16 protein-coding genes, 1 pseudogene and 1 riboswitch are annotated in these 18,424 nt (G+C 41.7%); of the genes and pseudogenes, 7 read left to right on the top strand and 10 right to left on the bottom strand.

The genetic code is table 11. From position 1 onward, the window contains the following. The first annotated feature begins 29 nt into the window (after positions 1 to 29). From BWD47_RS12865 to msrA, 3 genes are all read left to right on the top strand, one after another. Positions 30 to 1,082: an efflux RND transporter periplasmic adaptor subunit gene (locus tag BWD47_RS12865; protein ID WP_036971758.1), complete on the top strand. Its 1,053-nt coding sequence runs from the start codon at positions 30 to 32 to the stop codon at positions 1,080 to 1,082. A 3-nt stretch (positions 1,083 to 1,085) separates the two neighbouring features. Further along, positions 1,086 to 4,184 (top strand): efflux RND transporter permease subunit, encoded by a 3,099-nt coding sequence (locus tag BWD47_RS12860; RefSeq protein WP_075594093.1) that lies wholly within the window; start codon positions 1,086 to 1,088, stop codon positions 4,182 to 4,184. Between the two features lie 85 nt (positions 4,185 to 4,269). Further along, complete coding sequence (msrA, locus tag BWD47_RS12855; protein ID WP_036970858.1) at positions 4,270 to 4,803, top strand: peptide-methionine (S)-S-oxide reductase MsrA; 534 nt, start codon at positions 4,270 to 4,272, stop codon at positions 4,801 to 4,803. Positions 4,804 to 4,863: 60 nt separating this feature from the next. On the opposite strand, the gene BWD47_RS12850 is transcribed toward msrA, so the two are convergent. Both BWD47_RS12850 and BWD47_RS12845 read right to left on the bottom strand, forming a co-directional pair. Further along, positions 4,864 to 6,717, bottom strand: a complete 1,854-nt coding sequence (locus BWD47_RS12850; protein ID WP_075594092.1) for a TonB-dependent receptor domain-containing protein — start codon at positions 6,715 to 6,717, stop codon at positions 4,864 to 4,866. 33 nt (positions 6,718 to 6,750) lie between these two features. Next, a riboswitch (cobalamin riboswitch) is annotated at positions 6,751 to 6,906 on the bottom strand. A gap of 217 nt (positions 6,907 to 7,123) precedes the next feature. Next, positions 7,124 to 7,606 (bottom strand): YajQ family cyclic di-GMP-binding protein, encoded by a 483-nt coding sequence (locus BWD47_RS12845; RefSeq protein ID WP_036970862.1) that lies wholly within the window; start codon positions 7,604 to 7,606, stop codon positions 7,124 to 7,126. A gap of 154 nt (positions 7,607 to 7,760) precedes the next feature. Here BWD47_RS12845 and BWD47_RS12840 point away from each other — a divergent pair, with 154 nt between their 5' ends. Beyond that, on the top strand, positions 7,761 to 8,111 hold the full coding sequence (locus BWD47_RS12840) for a VanZ family protein (RefSeq protein WP_036970865.1): 351 nt from the start codon (positions 7,761 to 7,763) through the stop codon (positions 8,109 to 8,111). Further along, positions 8,104 to 9,006: a ketopantoate reductase family protein gene (locus BWD47_RS12835; RefSeq protein ID WP_075594091.1), complete on the top strand. Its 903-nt coding sequence runs from the start codon at positions 8,104 to 8,106 to the stop codon at positions 9,004 to 9,006. Before BWD47_RS12840 ends, BWD47_RS12835 begins: the two co-directional genes overlap by 8 nt. A gap of 121 nt (positions 9,007 to 9,127) precedes the next feature. Here the strand turns inward: BWD47_RS12835 and thiI are convergent, their stop codons facing one another. Then, positions 9,128 to 10,585, bottom strand: a complete 1,458-nt coding sequence (gene thiI, locus BWD47_RS12830; RefSeq protein WP_036970869.1) for a tRNA uracil 4-sulfurtransferase ThiI — start codon at positions 10,583 to 10,585, stop codon at positions 9,128 to 9,130. A gap of 109 nt (positions 10,586 to 10,694) precedes the next feature. Beyond that, positions 10,695 to 11,348: a TetR/AcrR family transcriptional regulator gene (locus tag BWD47_RS12825; RefSeq protein ID WP_075594110.1), complete on the bottom strand. Its 654-nt coding sequence runs from the start codon at positions 11,346 to 11,348 to the stop codon at positions 10,695 to 10,697. A gap of 218 nt (positions 11,349 to 11,566) precedes the next feature. On the opposite strand from BWD47_RS12825, the gene coaD reads away from it, so the two are divergent. Together coaD and BWD47_RS12815 are read left to right on the top strand one after the other, a co-directional pair. Further along, entirely contained in the window at positions 11,567 to 12,049 is a 483-nt protein-coding gene (gene coaD / locus BWD47_RS12820) for a pantetheine-phosphate adenylyltransferase (RefSeq protein ID WP_036970871.1), read from the top strand. Next, positions 12,046 to 13,422, top strand: coding sequence for a capsule assembly Wzi family protein (locus BWD47_RS12815; protein ID WP_075594090.1), 1,377 nt, complete (start codon positions 12,046 to 12,048; stop codon positions 13,420 to 13,422). Before coaD ends, BWD47_RS12815 begins: the two co-directional genes overlap by 4 nt. An 11-nt stretch (positions 13,423 to 13,433) precedes the next feature. Here BWD47_RS12815 and BWD47_RS12810 read toward each other — a convergent pair whose 3' ends face one another. From BWD47_RS12810 to BWD47_RS12785, 6 genes and pseudogenes are all read right to left on the bottom strand, one after another. Further along, positions 13,434 to 13,901, bottom strand: a complete 468-nt coding sequence (locus BWD47_RS12810) for a hypothetical protein (RefSeq protein WP_143474493.1) — start codon at positions 13,899 to 13,901, stop codon at positions 13,434 to 13,436. Positions 13,902 to 13,959: 58 nt separating this feature from the next. Continuing rightward, positions 13,960 to 14,469: a hypothetical protein gene (locus tag BWD47_RS12805; RefSeq protein ID WP_065978021.1), complete on the bottom strand. Its 510-nt coding sequence runs from the start codon at positions 14,467 to 14,469 to the stop codon at positions 13,960 to 13,962. Between the two features lie 11 nt (positions 14,470 to 14,480). After that, positions 14,481 to 15,005: a hypothetical protein gene (locus BWD47_RS12800; RefSeq protein WP_075594089.1), complete on the bottom strand. Its 525-nt coding sequence runs from the start codon at positions 15,003 to 15,005 to the stop codon at positions 14,481 to 14,483. Positions 15,006 to 15,019: 14 nt separating this feature from the next. Further along, positions 15,020 to 15,226 (bottom strand): hypothetical protein, encoded by a 207-nt coding sequence (locus BWD47_RS12795; RefSeq protein ID WP_074988854.1) that lies wholly within the window; start codon positions 15,224 to 15,226, stop codon positions 15,020 to 15,022. 582 nt (positions 15,227 to 15,808) lie between these two features. Further along, positions 15,809 to 17,170 (bottom strand): annotated as a pseudogene (gene argH / locus BWD47_RS12790) (argininosuccinate lyase); the annotation flags it as partial. A 51-nt stretch (positions 17,171 to 17,221) separates the two neighbouring features. Beyond that, positions 17,222 to 18,424 (bottom strand): argininosuccinate synthase, encoded by a 1,203-nt coding sequence (locus BWD47_RS12785; protein ID WP_036970883.1) that lies wholly within the window; start codon positions 18,422 to 18,424, stop codon positions 17,222 to 17,224.

Raw genomic sequence — 18,424 nt, 5'->3', positions numbered from 1 at the left:
CACTCAACTAATTTTCTGGTAACACGATGATGTATTCGACACAATCTGGTAAAGCGCTTTTTCCTTTTATTATTACCCTTTTGCTAGGGTTATGTATTTATTTATATTTACCTTCAAGCCAAGGCGAGCAAAGCAACTTTGGAGACCGTTCAACCCAGGTTGTCGCACATACCGTCACGGCTGAAGAAAATGCCGTTTTAATCGAAGCGATAGGCAGCGCGCGCGCGAATCAAGCGATCTTCATTCGCAGTGCACAAAACGACTATGTGACTGATATATTTTTCAATGATGGCGATTTAGTAAGTAAAGGTCAAAAACTAGTTCAGTTACAAGCACAACAAGAAGAATTAGCAGTAAAAGAATTGAGTATCAATTTACGTGAAGAAAAACGCCAACTAGACCGCTTAACCGAACTATCACGTTCGCAAGCAACCGCTAAATCGTTACTTGAAGAGCAATTGTCTCGTGTAGATGCCACCGAAGCTCAGCTTGAAAGCGCCAAAACTAAACTGGCAGAAATGACCATTAAAGCGCCTTTTTCAGGCTTATTAGGTAAGCGTGAAATCTCGATAGGTACTTATGTTAATAGCACCACCAATATTACCACTCTCGATGATATCAGTATTATAAAAGTGGACTTTAAAGTTCCTGAAAAATACCTTGCGCAACTGCAGCTAGGCATGAAAGTCATGACTCAAAATGATGCTTACCCAGGAAAAACCTTTAACGGCAAAGTCACGCACATCAGCTCACGCATTGACTCGGTTACTCGCAGTGTTGAAGTGACGGCCAGTTTTACCAATTCAAGCGGTTTATTACGCCCTGGCATGCTGTTAAACACTGCATTACAACTGAGTTCAAACCAAGCACTCATGGTGCCTGAAAAAGCAGTAATCCCTCAGCAAGATAAACACTATGTATTCAAAATTGAAGACGGGGTTGCCAATAAAGTTGAAGTACATGTAGCGGGACGTCATAACGGGTGGGTTGCCATCGATAAGGGTCTAACAGATGGTCAACAAGTCGTGACTGAAGGCATTATCAAAATTCGCACTGGCAGCAAAGTTAGTATCAAGGGCTAAACCATGAAAATTACAGATACTAGCGTTAAACGTCCGGTCTTTGCGATCGTAATAAACTTACTGTTACTTACCTTTGGTCTCGTCGCTTTTTCGATGCTACCACTGCGTGAATACCCTGATATTGAAACCCCGATTGTGAGTGTAAGCACATCGTATACTGGGGCCAGTGCAGAAATTATTGAAACCAAAATAACCCAAGTGCTCGAAAATCGTATTTCGGGTATTGAAGGGATTAAAAGCATTAATTCGTCAAGCCGTAATGGCCGCTCAAACATCACTATTGAGTTTAATATCAGTCGCGATATCGATGCCGCATCAAACGATGTGCGTGAGCGTGTAGCACGTGCGCTTGATAGCCTACCAGAACAAGTACGCCCACCTGAGGTGTCAAAATCGAACAGCGATGAAAGTCCAATCGCTTGGTTTGTCCTTAATAGTTCGACAATGGATTCGTTGCAACTTTCTGACTACGCACAGCGTTTTATTGTCGACCGTTTAGCCGTAGTTGATGGTGTGTCGAATGTACGTGTCGGTGGTGAGCGTAAGTACGCCATGAAAATTTGGCTAAACCGCAAAGCCATGGCGGCACGTGGGATTACCAGCAGCGATATCGAGAATACCTTACGCACAGAAAACGTTGAACTTCCCGCTGGTGAGATTGAATCAATTGACCGTGATTTTACTGTGCGTACAGCACGCAGCTATAAGGATCAACGCGACTTTAGAAACCTGGTTATTAAACGGGGCGACGACGGCTACTTAGTGCGCCTAGGTGAAGTGGCCGATGTGCATTTAGAAGCTGCTGACGACGAAAGTTTATTCCGTGGTAATGGCCGTAACATGATTGGTTTAGGCATTGTAAAACAAGCAAAAGCGAATACCCTTACTGTGGTAGACAATGCCCGCGCCGAACTTGAGAAAATAAAACGTAACCTACCTGAAGGCACCACGATTCAAGACAGCTACGACTCGTCAGTGTTCATTAAAGAATCGATTAACGAAGTGTACCGCACACTCGCTATTTCAATGGCCTTGGTTGTCTTAGTTATCTACTTATTCTTGGGGAGTATTCGCGCGACTTTAGTGCCCGCAGTTACTGTTCCTGTGGCACTCGTTGGTAGCTTTATGTTCTTGCTTGCCATGGGATACTCAATCAACTTGCTTACCCTACTCGCTTTAGTGTTAGCCATTGGTTTAGTGGTCGACGATGCCATTGTAATGCTTGAAAACATTCACCGCCGTATAGAGCTTGGTGAGCCACCTTTACTTGCTGCCTTTCGTGGGGCACGTGAAGTAGGCTTTGCCATTATTGCCACCACGCTGGTGCTTATTTCAGTGTTTGTGCCACTGGTCTTTATGGATGGCCGTATTGGCGCATTGTTCACAGAATTTGCCATGGCAGTGAGTGCGGCTGTGTTTTTCTCAAGTATTACCGCGCTAACCTTGTCACCAGCGTTGTGCTCAAAGGTACTTAAAGCCTCTGAAAAAGAAAGTAAATTTAGCCAATGGATGGATAAAACATTTGCCAAAATTGAACAGGCGTATCGTAATTCACTAGCATCAAACATGAGTCGAAAATGGAGCTTGTTGCTCACCATGATCATGACAGGCGTTGCCAGCTTCATGCTATTTCAGCAAATTCCTTCGGAACTGACGCCAAAAGAAGACCGCGGTACTTTCTTTATCATGATGAGCGGCCCTGAAGGGGCAAGTTACGAAAATAACGCCGCTAATATGGCTAAAATCGAAGAGCGTTTAATGCCATATTCAGAGTCTGGTGAGTTGAGCCGTGTGCTCATTCGTGTACCTGGCTGGGGCGGCCAAGGGGGTGTTGCAATCGTTGGTATGGCCGATTGGGATAAACGAAAACGCTCAACATGGGAAGTGATCGATGAAATTAGTGGAAAAATGCAAGAAGTGACTGACATTCGTGCCTTTGCTATTATGCGCAGTGGTATTGGTGGCGGTGGCTCATCACGCCCAATTGAGTTCGTATTACAAGGTAACGATTACGACCAATTAGCCGATTGGCGTGATCGCATTATTAAGCGTGCTGAGAAAAACCCAGGCCTTGTGCGCATTGACCACGACTATAAAGAGACATTCCCACAGTTTTTAATCAATATCGATAAAAACAAAGCCGCTGATTTAGGCGTGTCTGTATCCGATGTAGGCCGCACTCTTGAAACCATGCTAGGTCAACGTCGAGTGACAACCTTTATCGACCGTGGTGAAGAGTACGATGTGATCCTAAAAGGGACCAAAGAAGACTTTGCTAACCCAACGGATATCTCAAACATCTACCTAAAATCACGTAGTGGTGAACTCGTGCCGCTAGATAGCCTCATTACGCTAAAAGAAGAAGCGACTGCATCACGTTTAAATCGCTACAACCGTATGCGTGCGATTACTCTTAGCGCCAACTTAGCTGATGGCTACACCTTAGAAGAAGCACTGAACTTTTTAAATCAGGTTGCCGCTGAAGAGAACAACATTGATGGCGCCATTGATTACAAAGGTGAGTCTCAGCTGTTTTACGAAGGTGCATCAGCGATGACCTATGTGTTCATCCTTGCACTGACAGTGACGTTCTTAGTGCTTGCAGCCCAGTTTGAAAGTTTTATTCACCCACTGGTGATCATGCTAACTGTGCCACTCGGTTTAGTTGGGGCCTTATTTGGTTTATGGTACACAGACTTAACGCTAAATATTTACAGCCAGATTGGTATTGTGATGCTAATAGGTTTAAGTGCTAAAAATGGTATCTTGATTGTTGAATTTGCAAACCAGCTACGAGATAAAGGCGTTGAGTTTAACGAAGCCATTACACAAGCTGCTACGCAGCGTTTACGTCCCATTATTATGACCTCATTAACAACCGTAATGAGCTCTGTACCGCTAGTACTCGCAAGTGGTCCGGGTGCAGAAAGCCGTATGGTAATTGGTGTTGTGGTATTCACTGGGGTAATTGTGGCAACCTTACTCACCTTGTTTGTTGTGCCCGCTGCGTATACTGCCTTTGCGCGTAATACACAGTCACCAGAGTACTTACAAAGTAAACTGGAACAGCAAGCGAAAGACAAACCGTTAGAAGAAATTTAGACGCTCTGTAGCTTTCAATAAAACGCCGTCTTTACGGCGTTTTGTTTTTTCAGCTATAGTCAGCAAAACAGTGAGGGAGTAAAACATGAATAACAACATACAAATAGCCACATTGGGTGGTGGCTGCTTTTGGTGTATTGATGCCGCATTCAGACGCGTCAAAGGCGTATTAAATGTAAGCTCTGGTTATGCTGGCGGCGAGATTGAAAACCCCAGTTATCAGCAGATTTGTACGGGGTTAACCGGACACGCCGAGGTCGTACAACTGGACTTTGATAGCAGCATTATCAGCTACAATACCTTACTTGAAATGTTTTTTACGCTGCACGATGCGACACAATTAAACCGCCAAGGTAATGATGTTGGCACACAGTACCGCAGTGTCATTTATTATCATGATGAACAGCAAAAAGATGAAGCAGAGGCGATGATAGCAGCCTTACAAAAACAAATTCGTGAGCCGATTGTCACCGAGCTGAGCCCGCTTACACACTTTTACCCAGCAGAGCAATACCATCAAGATTACTATAACGAAAACCCGAACCAAGGTTATTGCAGTATTCTTATTGCCCCTAAACTTGAAAAGTTCGCTCGTTATTACGCCGATAAATTAAAATGAAAAAAGCCCGCTAAGTAGGTAGCGAGCTTTTAGACGCAGAACTAATAATTTCCTTTATTATTAGAACTGATAACGGGCACCTACAAATAAGCGACGCTCTGGCGTATTGTAGTAATAAAATTCGTCGTTGATGAAATCACCATCGAGATCTTTCCCATACGCATCAACGGCGTTATATTCTCTATCGAATAGATTTTCTACGCGAAGTGACACGGTCAGGTTATCGGTTGCTTGGTAATGGCCCACAAGGTTCCATAACGTGTATGAAGGTAAGTGTGTCAGTTTGCCATCTCGATCACCGCGATATTGCATATCAATACCAGCATCAAAGTCGCCCCATGCTTTATGTAATGACCAATTCACGCTGTGTTTAGATACATAGGTCAATGCATTACCTGTTTCAGTATCCTCTGCTGATAGGTAGGTAAAATTGAAGCTGTGATCAAAACCTAGCACTTGGTTTTTAAAGCTAAATTCAACCCCTTCGTGGCGAGCTTGATTGATATTCGTTGGTTGCCAAGCGCCGGATGCATTTGGTGCCCAGGCAATTTTGTTATCTATTTCACTGCGGAAAATAGCGATATCTAGGCTGATATCATTCACATTAAGTGACAAACCTAACTCTTGGTTATCTGATGTTTCAGGATTGAGTTCTGGGTTACCAGAGCCGGGATAATACAGATCATTAAAGGTTGGTGACTTAAAGCCGGTGCTTTGGCTTAAGCGGAATGTCGCGATATCATTTAGATGATAACCGACCGCTGCCGTATAGGTTGTTTCGTCACCAAATTGTTGGTCATCATCTTGTCGTACCGTTAGATTTGCCAGCACGTGCTCATCATCGTAGTAAGCCCCAACAAACGCAGCGAATACCTCACGACTGTCTTTTAGATAAGTGCCAGAATTAGTATTTACTTCATCTTTATACCAGTTTAAACCACCGCTAATTGTTAAACTTTGATTTAAAAAATATTGGCCGTTGTAATCGATTTGCTCACGTTCTGTCTCAAACTTATCAACCACCGTTGCACCGGTGTAGTCGATACGCGAGTCATCTGAACTGTCGCTAGAGATTGCAATATCAATCGCATGGGCGTGTTTTTCGAATGCTTTTTTCCAACCTAATGAAGCTTGGTAGTTTTCGAACTCACCTTTTTCTACTGTACTATCAGCAGGACTAAAAGAGCTATCGTATTGCGCTTCACCTTCTGAGTACTGACCCTGTAATAAAAGCTCCCCTAGCCGCTCATTTTGATAGCCTAGGTTAAAACCAAGGTTTTTATTTTCATAGCCATCTTCATCAGGCGCTACACCTTGCAATACATCAAAGCCGTCTGTTTTTTCGTAACCTGCATTAACAGAAATATCGACGTCTGCAATCTGACCACCAGTAGCCACTTGGTACTCTTGGTAAGAATCTGAACCAAAGGTGATATCCAAGGTGGTATTTTGTGCTTTACGAGTAATAATATTGATCACACCCGCTAACGCATCTGAGCCATACACAGCAGCACGAGAACCCTTAATGACCTCAACGCGTTCAATACTGTTTAACGGAATATTGCTAATACTTTTATAGCCCAGCGTTGCCGAACCTGTGCGTACACCATCAATTAAAATAAGCGTATGACGTGAGCTGGCACCCCGAAGTGAAACACCTGAACTTTGCCCAAAACCACCATTAGCATTAATTTGGAAACCGGCTTGTGTTGCCAGTAAACTAGGTAAGTCGCGAACATAGCTTGCATCGATATCAGCACGGTCAATGACTGTAACGCTCGCTAAGACTTCATTAATAGATTGTTCGAATTTATTGGCAGTCACTGTGATGTGCTCGATTGATTGCTCATCCGCAGACACAGAAAAAGACAACGCAGCAGCAACCGCTACGCCTAACGTAGATTTATATAGCATGATATCCCCTAGCCTGTGCCCACCGCACACGCAAATAGTAAGTTAATTCAAGGCCGGTCTCCGGACTCTGCATATACTGAGCATACGCATTACCGTTGCGGGGGCAGTGTTGGCATTGTTTTCTCCTTGAAAACGCACCAGCTTCCCGATTATCTTGCTGTTATTTCAGCCTTTGAAATAGCATGTATCTAAGCAGATACAGCAAGCACCTTGAAAATAGGCTGCTATTGTGATGATTTTAGGAATAAATGTCAATGGACGTCTAAACTTCTAAATGAACTTAGATAGAAAGTAAAATAAAAAAGCCAAACACGTTTATGTTTGGCTTTAGATTAGTCACAACTTCACCGCTCTTCTAGTAGAGCTGTGCGTTCGTAGTCAGACAGTGCTTTCGCAATAAAATTAATTAATCGCGGAAGTTTTTGAATTGGAATGGTTGACCTAAATCAGCAGTACGAACAACTTGCATTGCTTCTTGTAAATCATCACGCTTTTTACCCGTTACACGTAACTCTTCACCTTGAATAGCGGCTTGTACTTTAATTTTTGAGTCTTTAATCAACTTGACGATTTTCTTTGCAACGTCTTTTTCGATACCTTGCTTAAGTGCCACATCACGCATGACGAATTTACCGCTGCGCGACTCATCTCTAAGCTCTAAACTAGATACGTCTAAACCGCGCTTTGAAATTTTCGCAGCAAGAATATCGAATAATTGCATAACTTGCTGTGGTGCTTCAGCTTTTAGCTTAATGACTTTGTCGTTTAATTCGATTGATGCATCAACACCACGAAAGTCAAAACGTGTTTCTAATTCACGCTTAGCATTATCCACTGCATTCTGCGCTTCGTTCATTTCTACTTCAGAAACAATATCAAATGAAGGCATGGGGTTCTCCTAACAAGATTTTTAAAATAAATATGCCTAGGATTATAACGTCAATTTTATAAATCTTTACATTTTTCTGCACACCGTTCAGGTGCGATACGAAAATTGTTTGATATACTGCCCATTCATTTTTTAGGCAGTTTAAAGGTTTATTGTGACTAGGCGCATATACCAAATTATATTTTTAGTCAGCATTATTGGCTTCACTATTCTTTTCGCCAAAGAAATTAAAGGCGTAAGTAACCTATTCCCACATGTTGATAAAGTCGCGCATTTTGGCATTTTCTTCGTACTGGCTATGGTGATGGATAAAGCGTTTAAATTACCCCTTATAGTGCAAATATTATTGCTTGCAGGGTACGGTGCTGCCATTGAGTTTATGCAAGATATGCTGCCTTATCGTCAAGCTTCAGTTGCCGATTTTGTTGCCGATTTTATAGGTGCTTCGAGCTACTTTATTATTAAACTTGGTTTTCATTTAGGTAATAAACAGCGCAATGGCTAATATTTTAATTGTAGGTGATGGTGCTATTGGCTTGTTATTCAGTCATTTTTTATCAGCTCAACATACTGTTACCTTATTAACGCGCAAGCCCACTTTGACCACCCGTTTTTATCAATCTTCAAATGGTAAATCACAACCTATTAACGCACGCCTAATTAATCATAAAGAACTTAACCAGTTTGCCCCATTCGAGTGGGTGTTATTTACGGTGAAAGCCTTTCAGGTTGAAGCTGCATTTAAGCAACTTCAACCTTATCTAGCTGAGCACTGCCAAGTTATCTTGTCTCATAATGGCATGGGCAATGTGGATGAACTTAACGCCGCGCTTTCGGCCCATCAAGGTCTATCATTTTTAACCACTCAGCAGGCGGGGTTCAAAGCAACTCAATACAGCGTGAATCATACTGGTGACGGTGCCAGTCTTTTAGGTACGTGTAATGATGCTGCGCGCAAAGTGCTAAAGCAGATCGAGCAGCACTTTAGCAGCTTACCTAATTTTAGTGTTACCGATGATATTCATACCCTTCGTTGGCAAAAACTGTTGGTGAATATCGCTATTAATCCGTTAAGCGCTATTCATAATGTAAAAAACGGTCAACTTCGTACGCCGCACTTTAGCTCACGAATTATTAATTTACTCAGTGAGGCGTGCTTAGTTGCTAACAAACAAGGTATTTCACTCTCATTAAGTGACGCGCTAAACAATGCCTACAGTGTAATGAGTGCAACCGCCGCAAACTTTTCGTCGATGCAACAAGATATTAGCCATAATAGAGCGTCTGAGATTGACGCTATTTGTGGGTATGTATGTGAGCAAGGCGCTAAGCTTGGAGTGAAAACCCCCTACAATCAAGCCATGCTTAGTATGATAAAAGCCAAATCAGCAGGGCTTTAACAACACCCCTCTTCTATTATGGCGGCTGGAAGGTGTGCCAATTAACAGCAAATTGAAAAGTCAGCGTCTTTCGTTAGGCATTAAAAAAGCGCGAAATTCGCGCTTTTCTATACCCGTTTACTTATGGGCGATACACTTTTACGTTGCTAAAGCCTTCTTCGTGTAAAATAAGCGCTTGTAGCTGGCTCATTACCCCTTTAGCACAATATAAGTAGTATTCTTTATCTTTTGGTAAATCACCAAACTTAGTCGCTAAGCGGAAAAATGGTAAATGAATTACTTCGATACCTTCAAGCTCTAGCGGGTTAGCGTCTTCTTCTTCTGGTGAACGAATATCAACAACCACTGCGTCTTTTGGAAGATCAGAGACTGACTCTGCTTCTTTCACTTCTTGTTTTGCTTCGGTATCAATGTCGCGGACATCCATAACACGTGCATTTTCAACCACCGTATTAAGTACATCAAAATCAAATTTAGCTTCTTCAGCTAAGATGGTTTTAATTTTTGCTTTAACTGTTGGTTTTTTAGATATTACACCACAGTATTCAGGCATACTCTCTGCCATTTCTGCTGTGCCAATTTTACGTGCAATATTAATAATATCTTGCTTGTCGTGTTGAATAAGTGGGCGAATGATCAGCGTTTCGGTGACACGGTCAATCACACTTAAATTTGCCAGCGTCTGACTCGAAACTTGGCCAATACTCTCACCGGTAACAAGTGCTTGTACACCTAGTTTTTCAGCCACTTGGCTGCCAGCACGCATCATCATACGTTTAAGTACAACGCCCATTTGGCTGTTTTCAATGTTTTCGAGTATTTCCGCTACGACGGGTTCAAAATCAACAGTGACAAATTTCACTTTATGGGTTGAGCTAAACTGTTTCCAAATGTAGTAACTTGCTTGCTTCACGCCAATTTCATGCGCTGCACCGCCTAAGTTAAAGAACAAAAAGTGAGTACGAGCCCCTTTTCTGATCATTTGATAACTAGCAACACCTGAGTCAAAACCACCTGACATCAGTGATAGCACATCTTCTTGCGTTGGTAATGGGAAACCAGCCATACCAAAATGAGTCTCTGTAACAATGTAGGCTTTTTCGTCACGCACTTCTAAACGTACTGTTACCTCTGGGTGAGATAACTTAACGCGCGCGCCCTCTACATGTTGATTTAACCCACCCCCTACATAGCGTTCAACATCACTTGATGTAAAGTCGTGCTTACCAGAGCGCTTACAACGAACACAAAATGTTTTGCCTTCAATGGTGTGGCCGATTAATTCTTTGGCTTTTTGGTAGATGTCATCAAGCGATTCGAAATCAGTCTCTGTTACTTCTATAAACTGTACGATCCCAGGTATACGCTTTAAGCCATCGATGATATCGAGACGGACTTGTTCTGACTCCAAGAGACTTACAACTGAAATATTATCCCAGTTGTTTCTTACTTGCACTTTTTCGTCAACACGACGTAAAACGATCTTAATGTTATTTTCTAATAACTTGGTAAAACGCTTACGTACAGATTTACTCTTGATAGCGATTTCTGGGTGTAATTTGACGATAAATTTAAGCATAGTTCACTCTTAGACTGTGGAATTCACACGCCTTGAGACATACCAACCTCAAGGGCGCGCGATTATAACAAAAATTATAGCGTCTAGGAAATAAACTGCTTCAGACGGATTATTGTGCCGTTGGTTCAGCGTTAGCTAAAGCTAAGTACTTCGCGCGTAATTGGTTAACTTGCGCTAGGCTATGCTCAGTACAGTGGGCTTTTAATAGTAATAACACCTTTAAAATACCGTGGTAAATATCTTGTCTTGCCAATTCACCACTTAAGCGACGCGCTTTGATATAAGGTGTCCAGAAACTCACTGTCATTTTTAACATATGAGCAAGCTCTGTTACATCATCATCTTCAATGGTGATAATATCACCCGCTCTCAACGCTAATAAAACCTCTTTGACTTGTTCAAGTAATGCCGCCTGAAATTCGATGTAATCTTTTTTAAGGGCTTCGTCTCGCGACAAAATGTCACCCAAGTTGTCATAAAAAAACTGGTATCGCCACATCAATTCAAACAAGGAGTCTAAATACCCTGCTAAGTTTTCGAGTGCATCATCATCGGGGGTTAACGGCTTGAAGTGAGTGTGCAAGTGCTCACTATATAAAGCAAATATATGACGGATGATATCTTCTTTATTTTTAAAGTGATAATACAAATTACCCGGACTAATACCCATATGTGCAGCTATATGATTGGTTGTTATGGCACGCTCACCATGGAGGTTAAATAACTCAATGCTGGTGTGTATAATTTTATCCTTAGTGCTCATATGCTGATTACTCTGTTTTTTATGATTATTAAGTACTGAAAGCCAAGCAGTATAAACAAATGCGCGGCAATAAAATACTACCTTGAAAAAATCTAACCTCAATCGGTTTACCGTTCCTTTTTAGGGACAAAAACTAGTAAGATACGCGTATTTTCTAAGCTGCATACAGACTCAAACACTGTTAATATAACAAGCAAATTTATAGATAGCTGATAGTTATGAACGTTACTGCAATATATCCGGGCACATTCGACCCGCTAACAAATGGCCACACAGACCTAATTCATCGCGCTGCAAAAATGTTCGATCACGTTATTGTTGCAATTGCGCACAACCCAAGTAAGCAACCTTGCTTTACACTTGATGAGCGTGTTGAACTGGCTAATAAAATATTAGCGCACCTTGATAATGTCAGTGTTATCGGGTTTTCTGGTTTACTGGCTGATTTAGCGCGCGAGCATAAAGCAGAAGTTCTTATTCGCGGTATTCGTGCGGTGTCAGACTTTGACTATGAATTTCAATTAGCAAACATGAACCGCCGCCTAAACCCTGATTTAGAGAGCGTGTTTTTAACGCCTGCCGAAAAAAATTCTTTTATCTCTTCAACCTTAGTGAAAGAAGTAGCACGTCATCATGGCGATGTAAGTGAATTTGTTGACCCAATAGTTGGTAAAGCATTACAGGAAAAAATACACGGATGAAATTAAAGAAGCTCATTAGCTTAAGTGCATTACTAATGATCTCTGCGCCAAGTATTGCTGGGCCATGGATAGAAAGCGATGACCCACTGCTACGCGCATCAATCGAAATGCTATTTAATCAAGGCGTTATTAAGCAACCAATTAATAGCTACCCGCTTATGTGGCAAGGAATTGCACGAGACTTAGCGTCTGTAAATACCAGCCAACTTAACGCGCAAAGCTTGTTTGCTTATCAGCATGTAAAACATGCGTTAGATAATGCGAAGCAAAAAACCAGCTCGAGTGTGCGCTTAAATTACAATAGCGAGCCTGAAACACACCAAAGCTTTGGTAAACGCCACCAGCAAAAAAGCGGTATAAATAGTTACGGCTCAATCACAGGTCAGCGTGTCAGTGCAAAAGTCAGTGTTAATTACGCCGATGAGGCACTCGATACACAGCATGTTAATTACCAAGACAGCTATTTAGCTGTGCTTGTCGGTAACTGGTCTATTAGTGCTGAACAAGTCAGTCACTGGTGGGGGCCTAGTAACGAAAATGCGCTGTTACTCTCTAATAATGCCGCGCCCATGAAAGGACTGCGTTTTAGTCGAGCTAATAGCCAGTATGTTGGCCCACATTGGTTATCGTTTGTGGGGAATTGGCAGTTAACGGGGATATATGCCAAGCAAAAACCGTATCTAAACAACAGTGAACAAGGTGATTATTGGGCCCTCAGATTTGCCAGTACACCACTTATGGGACTAGAAGTTGCCTTTAATACTGCCGGCTCTGACTATTTAACATCAACAGAGCGTGATGTCATTGCATTAGAAAATAACGAATCGACTCACCGTTTAACAAGTTTTGATATTAAGTACTCAACAAGTGCGTTATCGCACCCTGTGGCATTCTACGCAGAGGTAATGGGTCAAAACAAAAGTGGTTTAGCACCCAGCGATCCGTTCTACACGTTAGGCGTTGAAAGTTATTTTGGTACATCGGATAGTTTATTAAAAACGTATTTAGAGTACTCAAATACAGAACAAACATGTGAACTACATAGCGAGTGTGTCTACGGCTCAGGAAGCTATACTCAACGCCAGCGACTTGTAGGAAGCTCAATACCACAACAAAGTAAATCGGCTATCCTTGGAGCCTATTACCATACTTTAGATGGCTATGGTGGACATGCAAAGCTACGATGGATTGATAGTGAACGCCTTGATAACGAAACCATTACCAGCGTAAGCCAATTGCAACTTGAACTTGGCTACCAACAAGCACTCTTCAATGGTCTTTGGAAAGTAACAGGGCTGGTCTCAAAAGGTGAGATGGGCAACGACTCAAACACGAATACAGCACTTAGAACAAGCTGGGAATACCGTTTCTAGAGCGGGTGAGGTCAGGCTAATTTGGTTTGACCTCGCATGCTTCTATAAAGCTTTACTAACCCTAAAAAATCCTTATTACAAAACAGCGCTATAAGCATCATCATGTCCATGAGATTCACTGTAATAGTGTAAAAATCCCAAAACCACCACTCACCCGTATAAGTGTAGTTAATATCATAGTACATCCCTAAAAACAGCGATGTATTTACTAAAAGCCCCGTGTAAATATACAGCTTTGCAGGCACTTCAAGAAAGGTTTTTTGGTGGGCGACTAACCAGATAACGGCCAACATCAATAAATCAGAGCCAGCCCAAATGACGTATGCAAAACTCGAATCTAACATATTGTAGCCAAACGCTATATTAAGTAATGGGTCACTAGCCATGTAAGAGATAAACATAGCCAGCGCCATCCACATCACTGTTTTATCACCATTTGGCGATGAAGACTTCTTCACCATGTTATATAAAAAGGCCATTAAAAATCCCCACATGATGAAAGTAGCGAGATAAAGACCAAAGTTTTCTTGCAAGAGTTTAAGCACTGGGCAGTCTTCTAGTCGCTTTAGAACGAAAACGTTTCGCTACTGCTGCAAACTTAAAAAAATCCTTGTTAGTAAGTAATGCGACTATCATCATAAGATCAATAATATTTACGCCGAACGAATAGATACTCCAAAGAATCCAAGGAGTACGATTTTCAACAAGTACGATATCTACAAAAATAGAAAGCATCAAAAGAGAGTTTAAAAACAAGCCTACAACGACATAATAAATGGCATAGAAAGAGTCGGCTCGCCCACAGTAAATCCAAATAAATATGGTCGCGATGGTTATAACATCAAAGTAAAACCAGTTCAGATAGATATTGCTTGATAAATTTAATACTCCACTCAAGAAGTATGAAAGCATCATTATCAAGGACAAAACGACAAGACGTTTATCTGGTTTGTTAATGTGGGTTACTAAATTGAAAAGGAATGCCATTAAAAATCCCCATTCAATGAAGGCTCCTATCAGGCTTCCTACTACATCACTGATATACATAGCTTAACTTTTTAAGCTAACTTATGAGTTTTGAGAGAATTATGTATAAATGTTTTAAACTTATTCAATCCAAGAAAGTCACGATCAACAATCAAAGCAACAATCATAGATAAATCAACTATATTTACACCAAAAGAATAAATATCCCAAAAGAACCAAGGTTGAGTATTTCCGTAAATAAATAGGTCCAGATACATTAGCAAGAATAACGTTGTGTTAATACTTAAGCCAATTATGAGGTAAAGAAATGAAGGGGTAGTTTTTTTAAAAACGAAATAAGATGAAACCAAGAATACTATGGTCACAACATCATATAATGCCCAATCGAGGTAAGTAGCTGGGACTGGTGATAACCAAGTGAATAAAAAATCCCCTGCCATATAAGAGGTTGCCATTATGAATGAACTGAGCAACAAGGTCGTTTTTCTCTTCACTCCTAATGTATACACAAATACATTAAAAAAGAACGCCATTAACATGCCCCATACAACAAAGGCCGACAATGAAAAAACACCAAAAAGCTCAGTTAGAAACATCCATTACCCGTCATTTATTCTTCTTTCTTCTTATTTGGAAAAACAGCGCCGCCACCGCGTTGAAGATCAATACCACTTGATAGAGACAGCGCTTCGTTTGATAAAGTTACTGTATCAGATTGCAGGGTTTTATTACTAGTAGTTTGTTCCAAAGCGGGCTTTGTTTGTTGCATTTGGCTGTAAGCTTGCATTTGAAGTTGGCTATTGTTCGTAACTTGCATCAGTTAAATCCTTTAAATTATTAGTTGTTTACAATAAGCTTACAACAGGTTGTAAGCTGAGTTAAGCGTTCTCATTCTTTTGACGCTTTTTGCAGTAAAATAACTGCTGTCTCTAACTTTGCAATTAGTGATCCAACTTTTTAGAAACAACGATCATTTTGATCAATTTCCGCTGACCTTTGTAAATTTTAGGCATAAAAAAACGCACAGGGGTAACCGTGCGTTTTTCCTATCCAGGGAGTTAAGCCTCGTTTTTACACGGGATCACCGCATTATCACAAGACTTCAAAATGAATTTCGTTCTTTTAACGTGAGCGACACACATTATTTTCATCGTGTATAAGACAAACAGCCTCATCACACTTTTTGCACAACGAGTAATACATTATGGCGTTGAGTTAATAGACATCGTGCCAAATTTTTGGCTATTGTTTATAAACCATCAGCACCACACTGTAAAATGTCTGTGTACGCTGTCACTTTGGTGCGGCAAGAATTCAGCCATCCATAGCTTTGAGCCGAAATAACAGAACCGTTAATTCGGCATCAGCTTAATGTGCATTACACATCTTTATTAGCAGACTTCTTGGCATTATCGATGGCGCTCGTTACTTGTTCTAACGAGGTACCCCCTAAAGCCTGTCGCGCTTTAATACATGCATCTATTTCTAATACAGGATATACATCTGATTCGAAAATGCTATGCACAGATTTGAATTGCTCTAAACTTAAATCTTCTAAGTTATTCCCTTCGGTAATAGCCATTTGCACTAAGGTGCCTACGATGTGGTGGCCTTCTCTGAAGGGGATGCCTTTAGCCACTAAATAGTCAGCCAATTCGGTGGCGTTAGAGTGCCCCCCTTTTGCTGCGGCTAGGGTCTTTTCAGCATTAACTTTAATCCCTTTAATGCATGCTTGTGCCATATGAATACACGCAAGCCACGTTGGCATCGCATCAAACAAGCCTTCTTTGTCTTCTTGCATATCTTTATTATATGCAAGTGGTAAGGCCTTTAAGGTCATCATCATGGCACTAAAAGCACCAAAAACTCGCCCTGTCTTACCCCGAATTAGCTCAAGTGCATCTGGGTTTTTCTTTTGTGGCATCAATGATGAACCCGACGTCACACCATCCGACAATTCAACAAACCCTGCTTCACCAGAATTATAGAAAATAAGATCTTCAGCCATACGAGATAAATGAATCATTGAGATAGAGGCACAGCTTAATAGCTCCACCACAAAGTCGCGATCAGACACTGCATCAAGACTATTGCGCGTTGCAGCGGTAAAACCTAGCCCCTCGGCAAGCGTTTGCCTGTCAATTGGGTACGCCGTACCTGCCAGTGCACCACTGCCTAATGGACAAAAGTTCATACGCTTTTTCGCATCTGTTAAACGACTTTCATCACGCTCAAGCATTTCCACATACGCCATGCACCAATGACTAAAGAGCACGGGCTGAGCGCGTTGCAAATGTGTATAACCCGGTAAAATAGTACCCAGCTCACGTTCTGCTAAAGCAATAAATTCGGCCTTTAAATCAGCAATAGCGTCAAGAATATGATCCGCTGTGTCGCGACACCATAAACGGAAATCTGTAGCAACTTGGTCGTTGCGGCTACGACCTGTGTGAAGTTTTTTTGCTAAGTCGCCAACTTTGTCAATTAATGCCGACTCAACATAAGAATGAATATCTTCATGCCCTGCCACAGCAACAGCCTGTGGATTAGCTTTAACCTCATCCAACAGAGTATTAAGTGCTGTGACAAGATCGTCGTACTCTTGTTGATTTAACACATCAACCTGTTTAAGCGCACCGGCCCACGCAACTGAGCCAATAATATCTTGCTCTGCAAGCTGATAATCAAAGGGAAGTGAATCGTTAAATTGCTTAAATGCTTCATCTGGACCCGTAGAAAAACGTCCGCCCCATAATGCCATTGAATTCTCTCCAAACGCTGATATTGCCCCGCTGAACGGGGCAAAATAAAATTATTTTTTCGTTAATGCAGAGATTCTGCTCGAAAGTGAGAATAAACGAATAAACCCTTCAGCATGTGATTGGTCGTATACATCATCTTCACCAAAGGTTGCAAAGTCTTCACTGTATAAGCTGTTAGGTGACTTCTTCTGTACTGCAGTTACTTGACCTTTATACAGTTTAAGAACAATTTCACCTGTTGCCAGCTTTGAGAGTGATTCAGCAGCTGCAAGAATTGAATCTTTAAGCGGCGTAAACCAACGGCCGTCATACACTAAGTGTGAGAACTCACCACCCAGCACTTCTTTCCACTTGCGGCTTGATTTATCTAACACGAGCTCATCAACAGCTTGCAGTGCAGCCATGATTACTGTGCCCCCAGGTGTTTCATAACAACCACGCGATTTCATACCGACTAAACGGTTTTCAACAATATCTACACGGCCTACACCATGTGGCGCTGCGATATCATTTAGCTTAACTAAACAATCGTATGGTTTTAATGTCTCACCATTAACCGCAACCACTTCACCTTCTACTACGTTTAATGTCACATATTCAGGCTCGTTTGGTGCTTGCTCTGGAGAGTTAGTCCAGGTCCACACTTGATCGCTCGGTTGGCACCATGGATCTTCAAGCTCGCCACCTTCGTGCGAAATGTGCCATGCGTTTGCATCACGGCTGTAAATTTTTGTAGCAGATGCTGAACAAGGGATATTACGCTCAGCCAAGTAATCTAGTAATGATTCACGGCTTGATAAATCCCATTCACGCCATGGCGCAATCACTTTAAGATCAGGCGCTAATGCTGCGAAACATGATTCAAAACGCACTTGGTCGTTACCTTTACCTGTGCAGCCATGCGACAGTGCATCAGCCCCCACTTTACGCGCAATCTCTACTTGTGCTTTTGCAATAATAGGGCGCGCCATCGACGTACCCAGTAAATAGGTACCTTCGTAGATAGAGCCTGTTTTTAATGTCGGATAAATATAATCACTGACCATTTCGTCTTTTAGGTCAACCACATAACACTCAGATGCACCTGAGGCGATTGCTTTGGCCTCAACGCCTTCAAGCTCTTCAGCACCTTGGCCTACATCAGCAACGAATGCGATAACTTCACAGCCGTAGTTCTCTTTTAACCACGGCACGATTGCCGATGTATCTAGACCACCAGAATAGGCTAATACGACTTTTTTGATTGAACTCAT

Source organism: Pseudoalteromonas sp. PAB 2.2 (assembly GCF_001938575.1).
Lineage (GTDB): Bacteria > Pseudomonadota > Gammaproteobacteria > Enterobacterales > Alteromonadaceae > Pseudoalteromonas > Pseudoalteromonas lipolytica.
The sequence above is the reverse complement of the archived record's forward strand: the minus strand, read 5'-3'. Positions and strand labels throughout refer to the sequence as shown.

Bases quoted from the DNA above. Each gene is read 5' to 3' on its own strand.
- BWD47_RS12810 (WP_143474493.1), bottom strand. From the start codon at position 13,901: ATGGCCTTTTTATATAACATGGTGAAGAAGTCTTCATCGCCAAATGGT.
- BWD47_RS12850 (WP_075594092.1), bottom strand. From the start codon at position 6,717: ATGCTATATAAATCTACGTTAGGCGTAGCGGTTGCTGCTGCGTTGTCT.
- BWD47_RS12795 (WP_074988854.1), bottom strand. From the start codon at position 15,226: ATGCAAGTTACGAACAATAGCCAACTTCAAATGCAAGCTTACAGCCAA.
- BWD47_RS12845 (WP_036970862.1), bottom strand. From the start codon at position 7,606: ATGCCTTCATTTGATATTGTTTCTGAAGTAGAAATGAACGAAGCGCAG.
- BWD47_RS12860 (WP_075594093.1), top strand. From the start codon at position 1,086: ATGAAAATTACAGATACTAGCGTTAAACGTCCGGTCTTTGCGATCGTA.
- BWD47_RS12800 (WP_075594089.1), bottom strand. From the start codon at position 15,005: ATGTTTCTAACTGAGCTTTTTGGTGTTTTTTCATTGTCGGCCTTTGTT.
- BWD47_RS12815 (WP_075594090.1), top strand. From the start codon at position 12,046: ATGAAATTAAAGAAGCTCATTAGCTTAAGTGCATTACTAATGATCTCT.
- BWD47_RS12865 (WP_036971758.1), top strand. From the start codon at position 30: ATGTATTCGACACAATCTGGTAAAGCGCTTTTTCCTTTTATTATTACC.
- BWD47_RS12835 (WP_075594091.1), top strand. From the start codon at position 8,104: ATGGCTAATATTTTAATTGTAGGTGATGGTGCTATTGGCTTGTTATTC.
- BWD47_RS12825 (WP_075594110.1), bottom strand. From the start codon at position 11,348: ATGAGCACTAAGGATAAAATTATACACACCAGCATTGAGTTATTTAAC.
- coaD (WP_036970871.1), top strand. From the start codon at position 11,567: ATGAACGTTACTGCAATATATCCGGGCACATTCGACCCGCTAACAAAT.
- msrA (WP_036970858.1), top strand. From the start codon at position 4,270: ATGAATAACAACATACAAATAGCCACATTGGGTGGTGGCTGCTTTTGG.
- thiI (WP_036970869.1), bottom strand. From the start codon at position 10,585: ATGCTTAAATTTATCGTCAAATTACACCCAGAAATCGCTATCAAGAGT.
- BWD47_RS12785 (WP_036970883.1), bottom strand. From the start codon at position 18,424: ATGAGTTCAATCAAAAAAGTCGTATTAGCCTATTCTGGTGGTCTAGAT.
- BWD47_RS12805 (WP_065978021.1), bottom strand. From the start codon at position 14,469: ATGTATATCAGTGATGTAGTAGGAAGCCTGATAGGAGCCTTCATTGAA.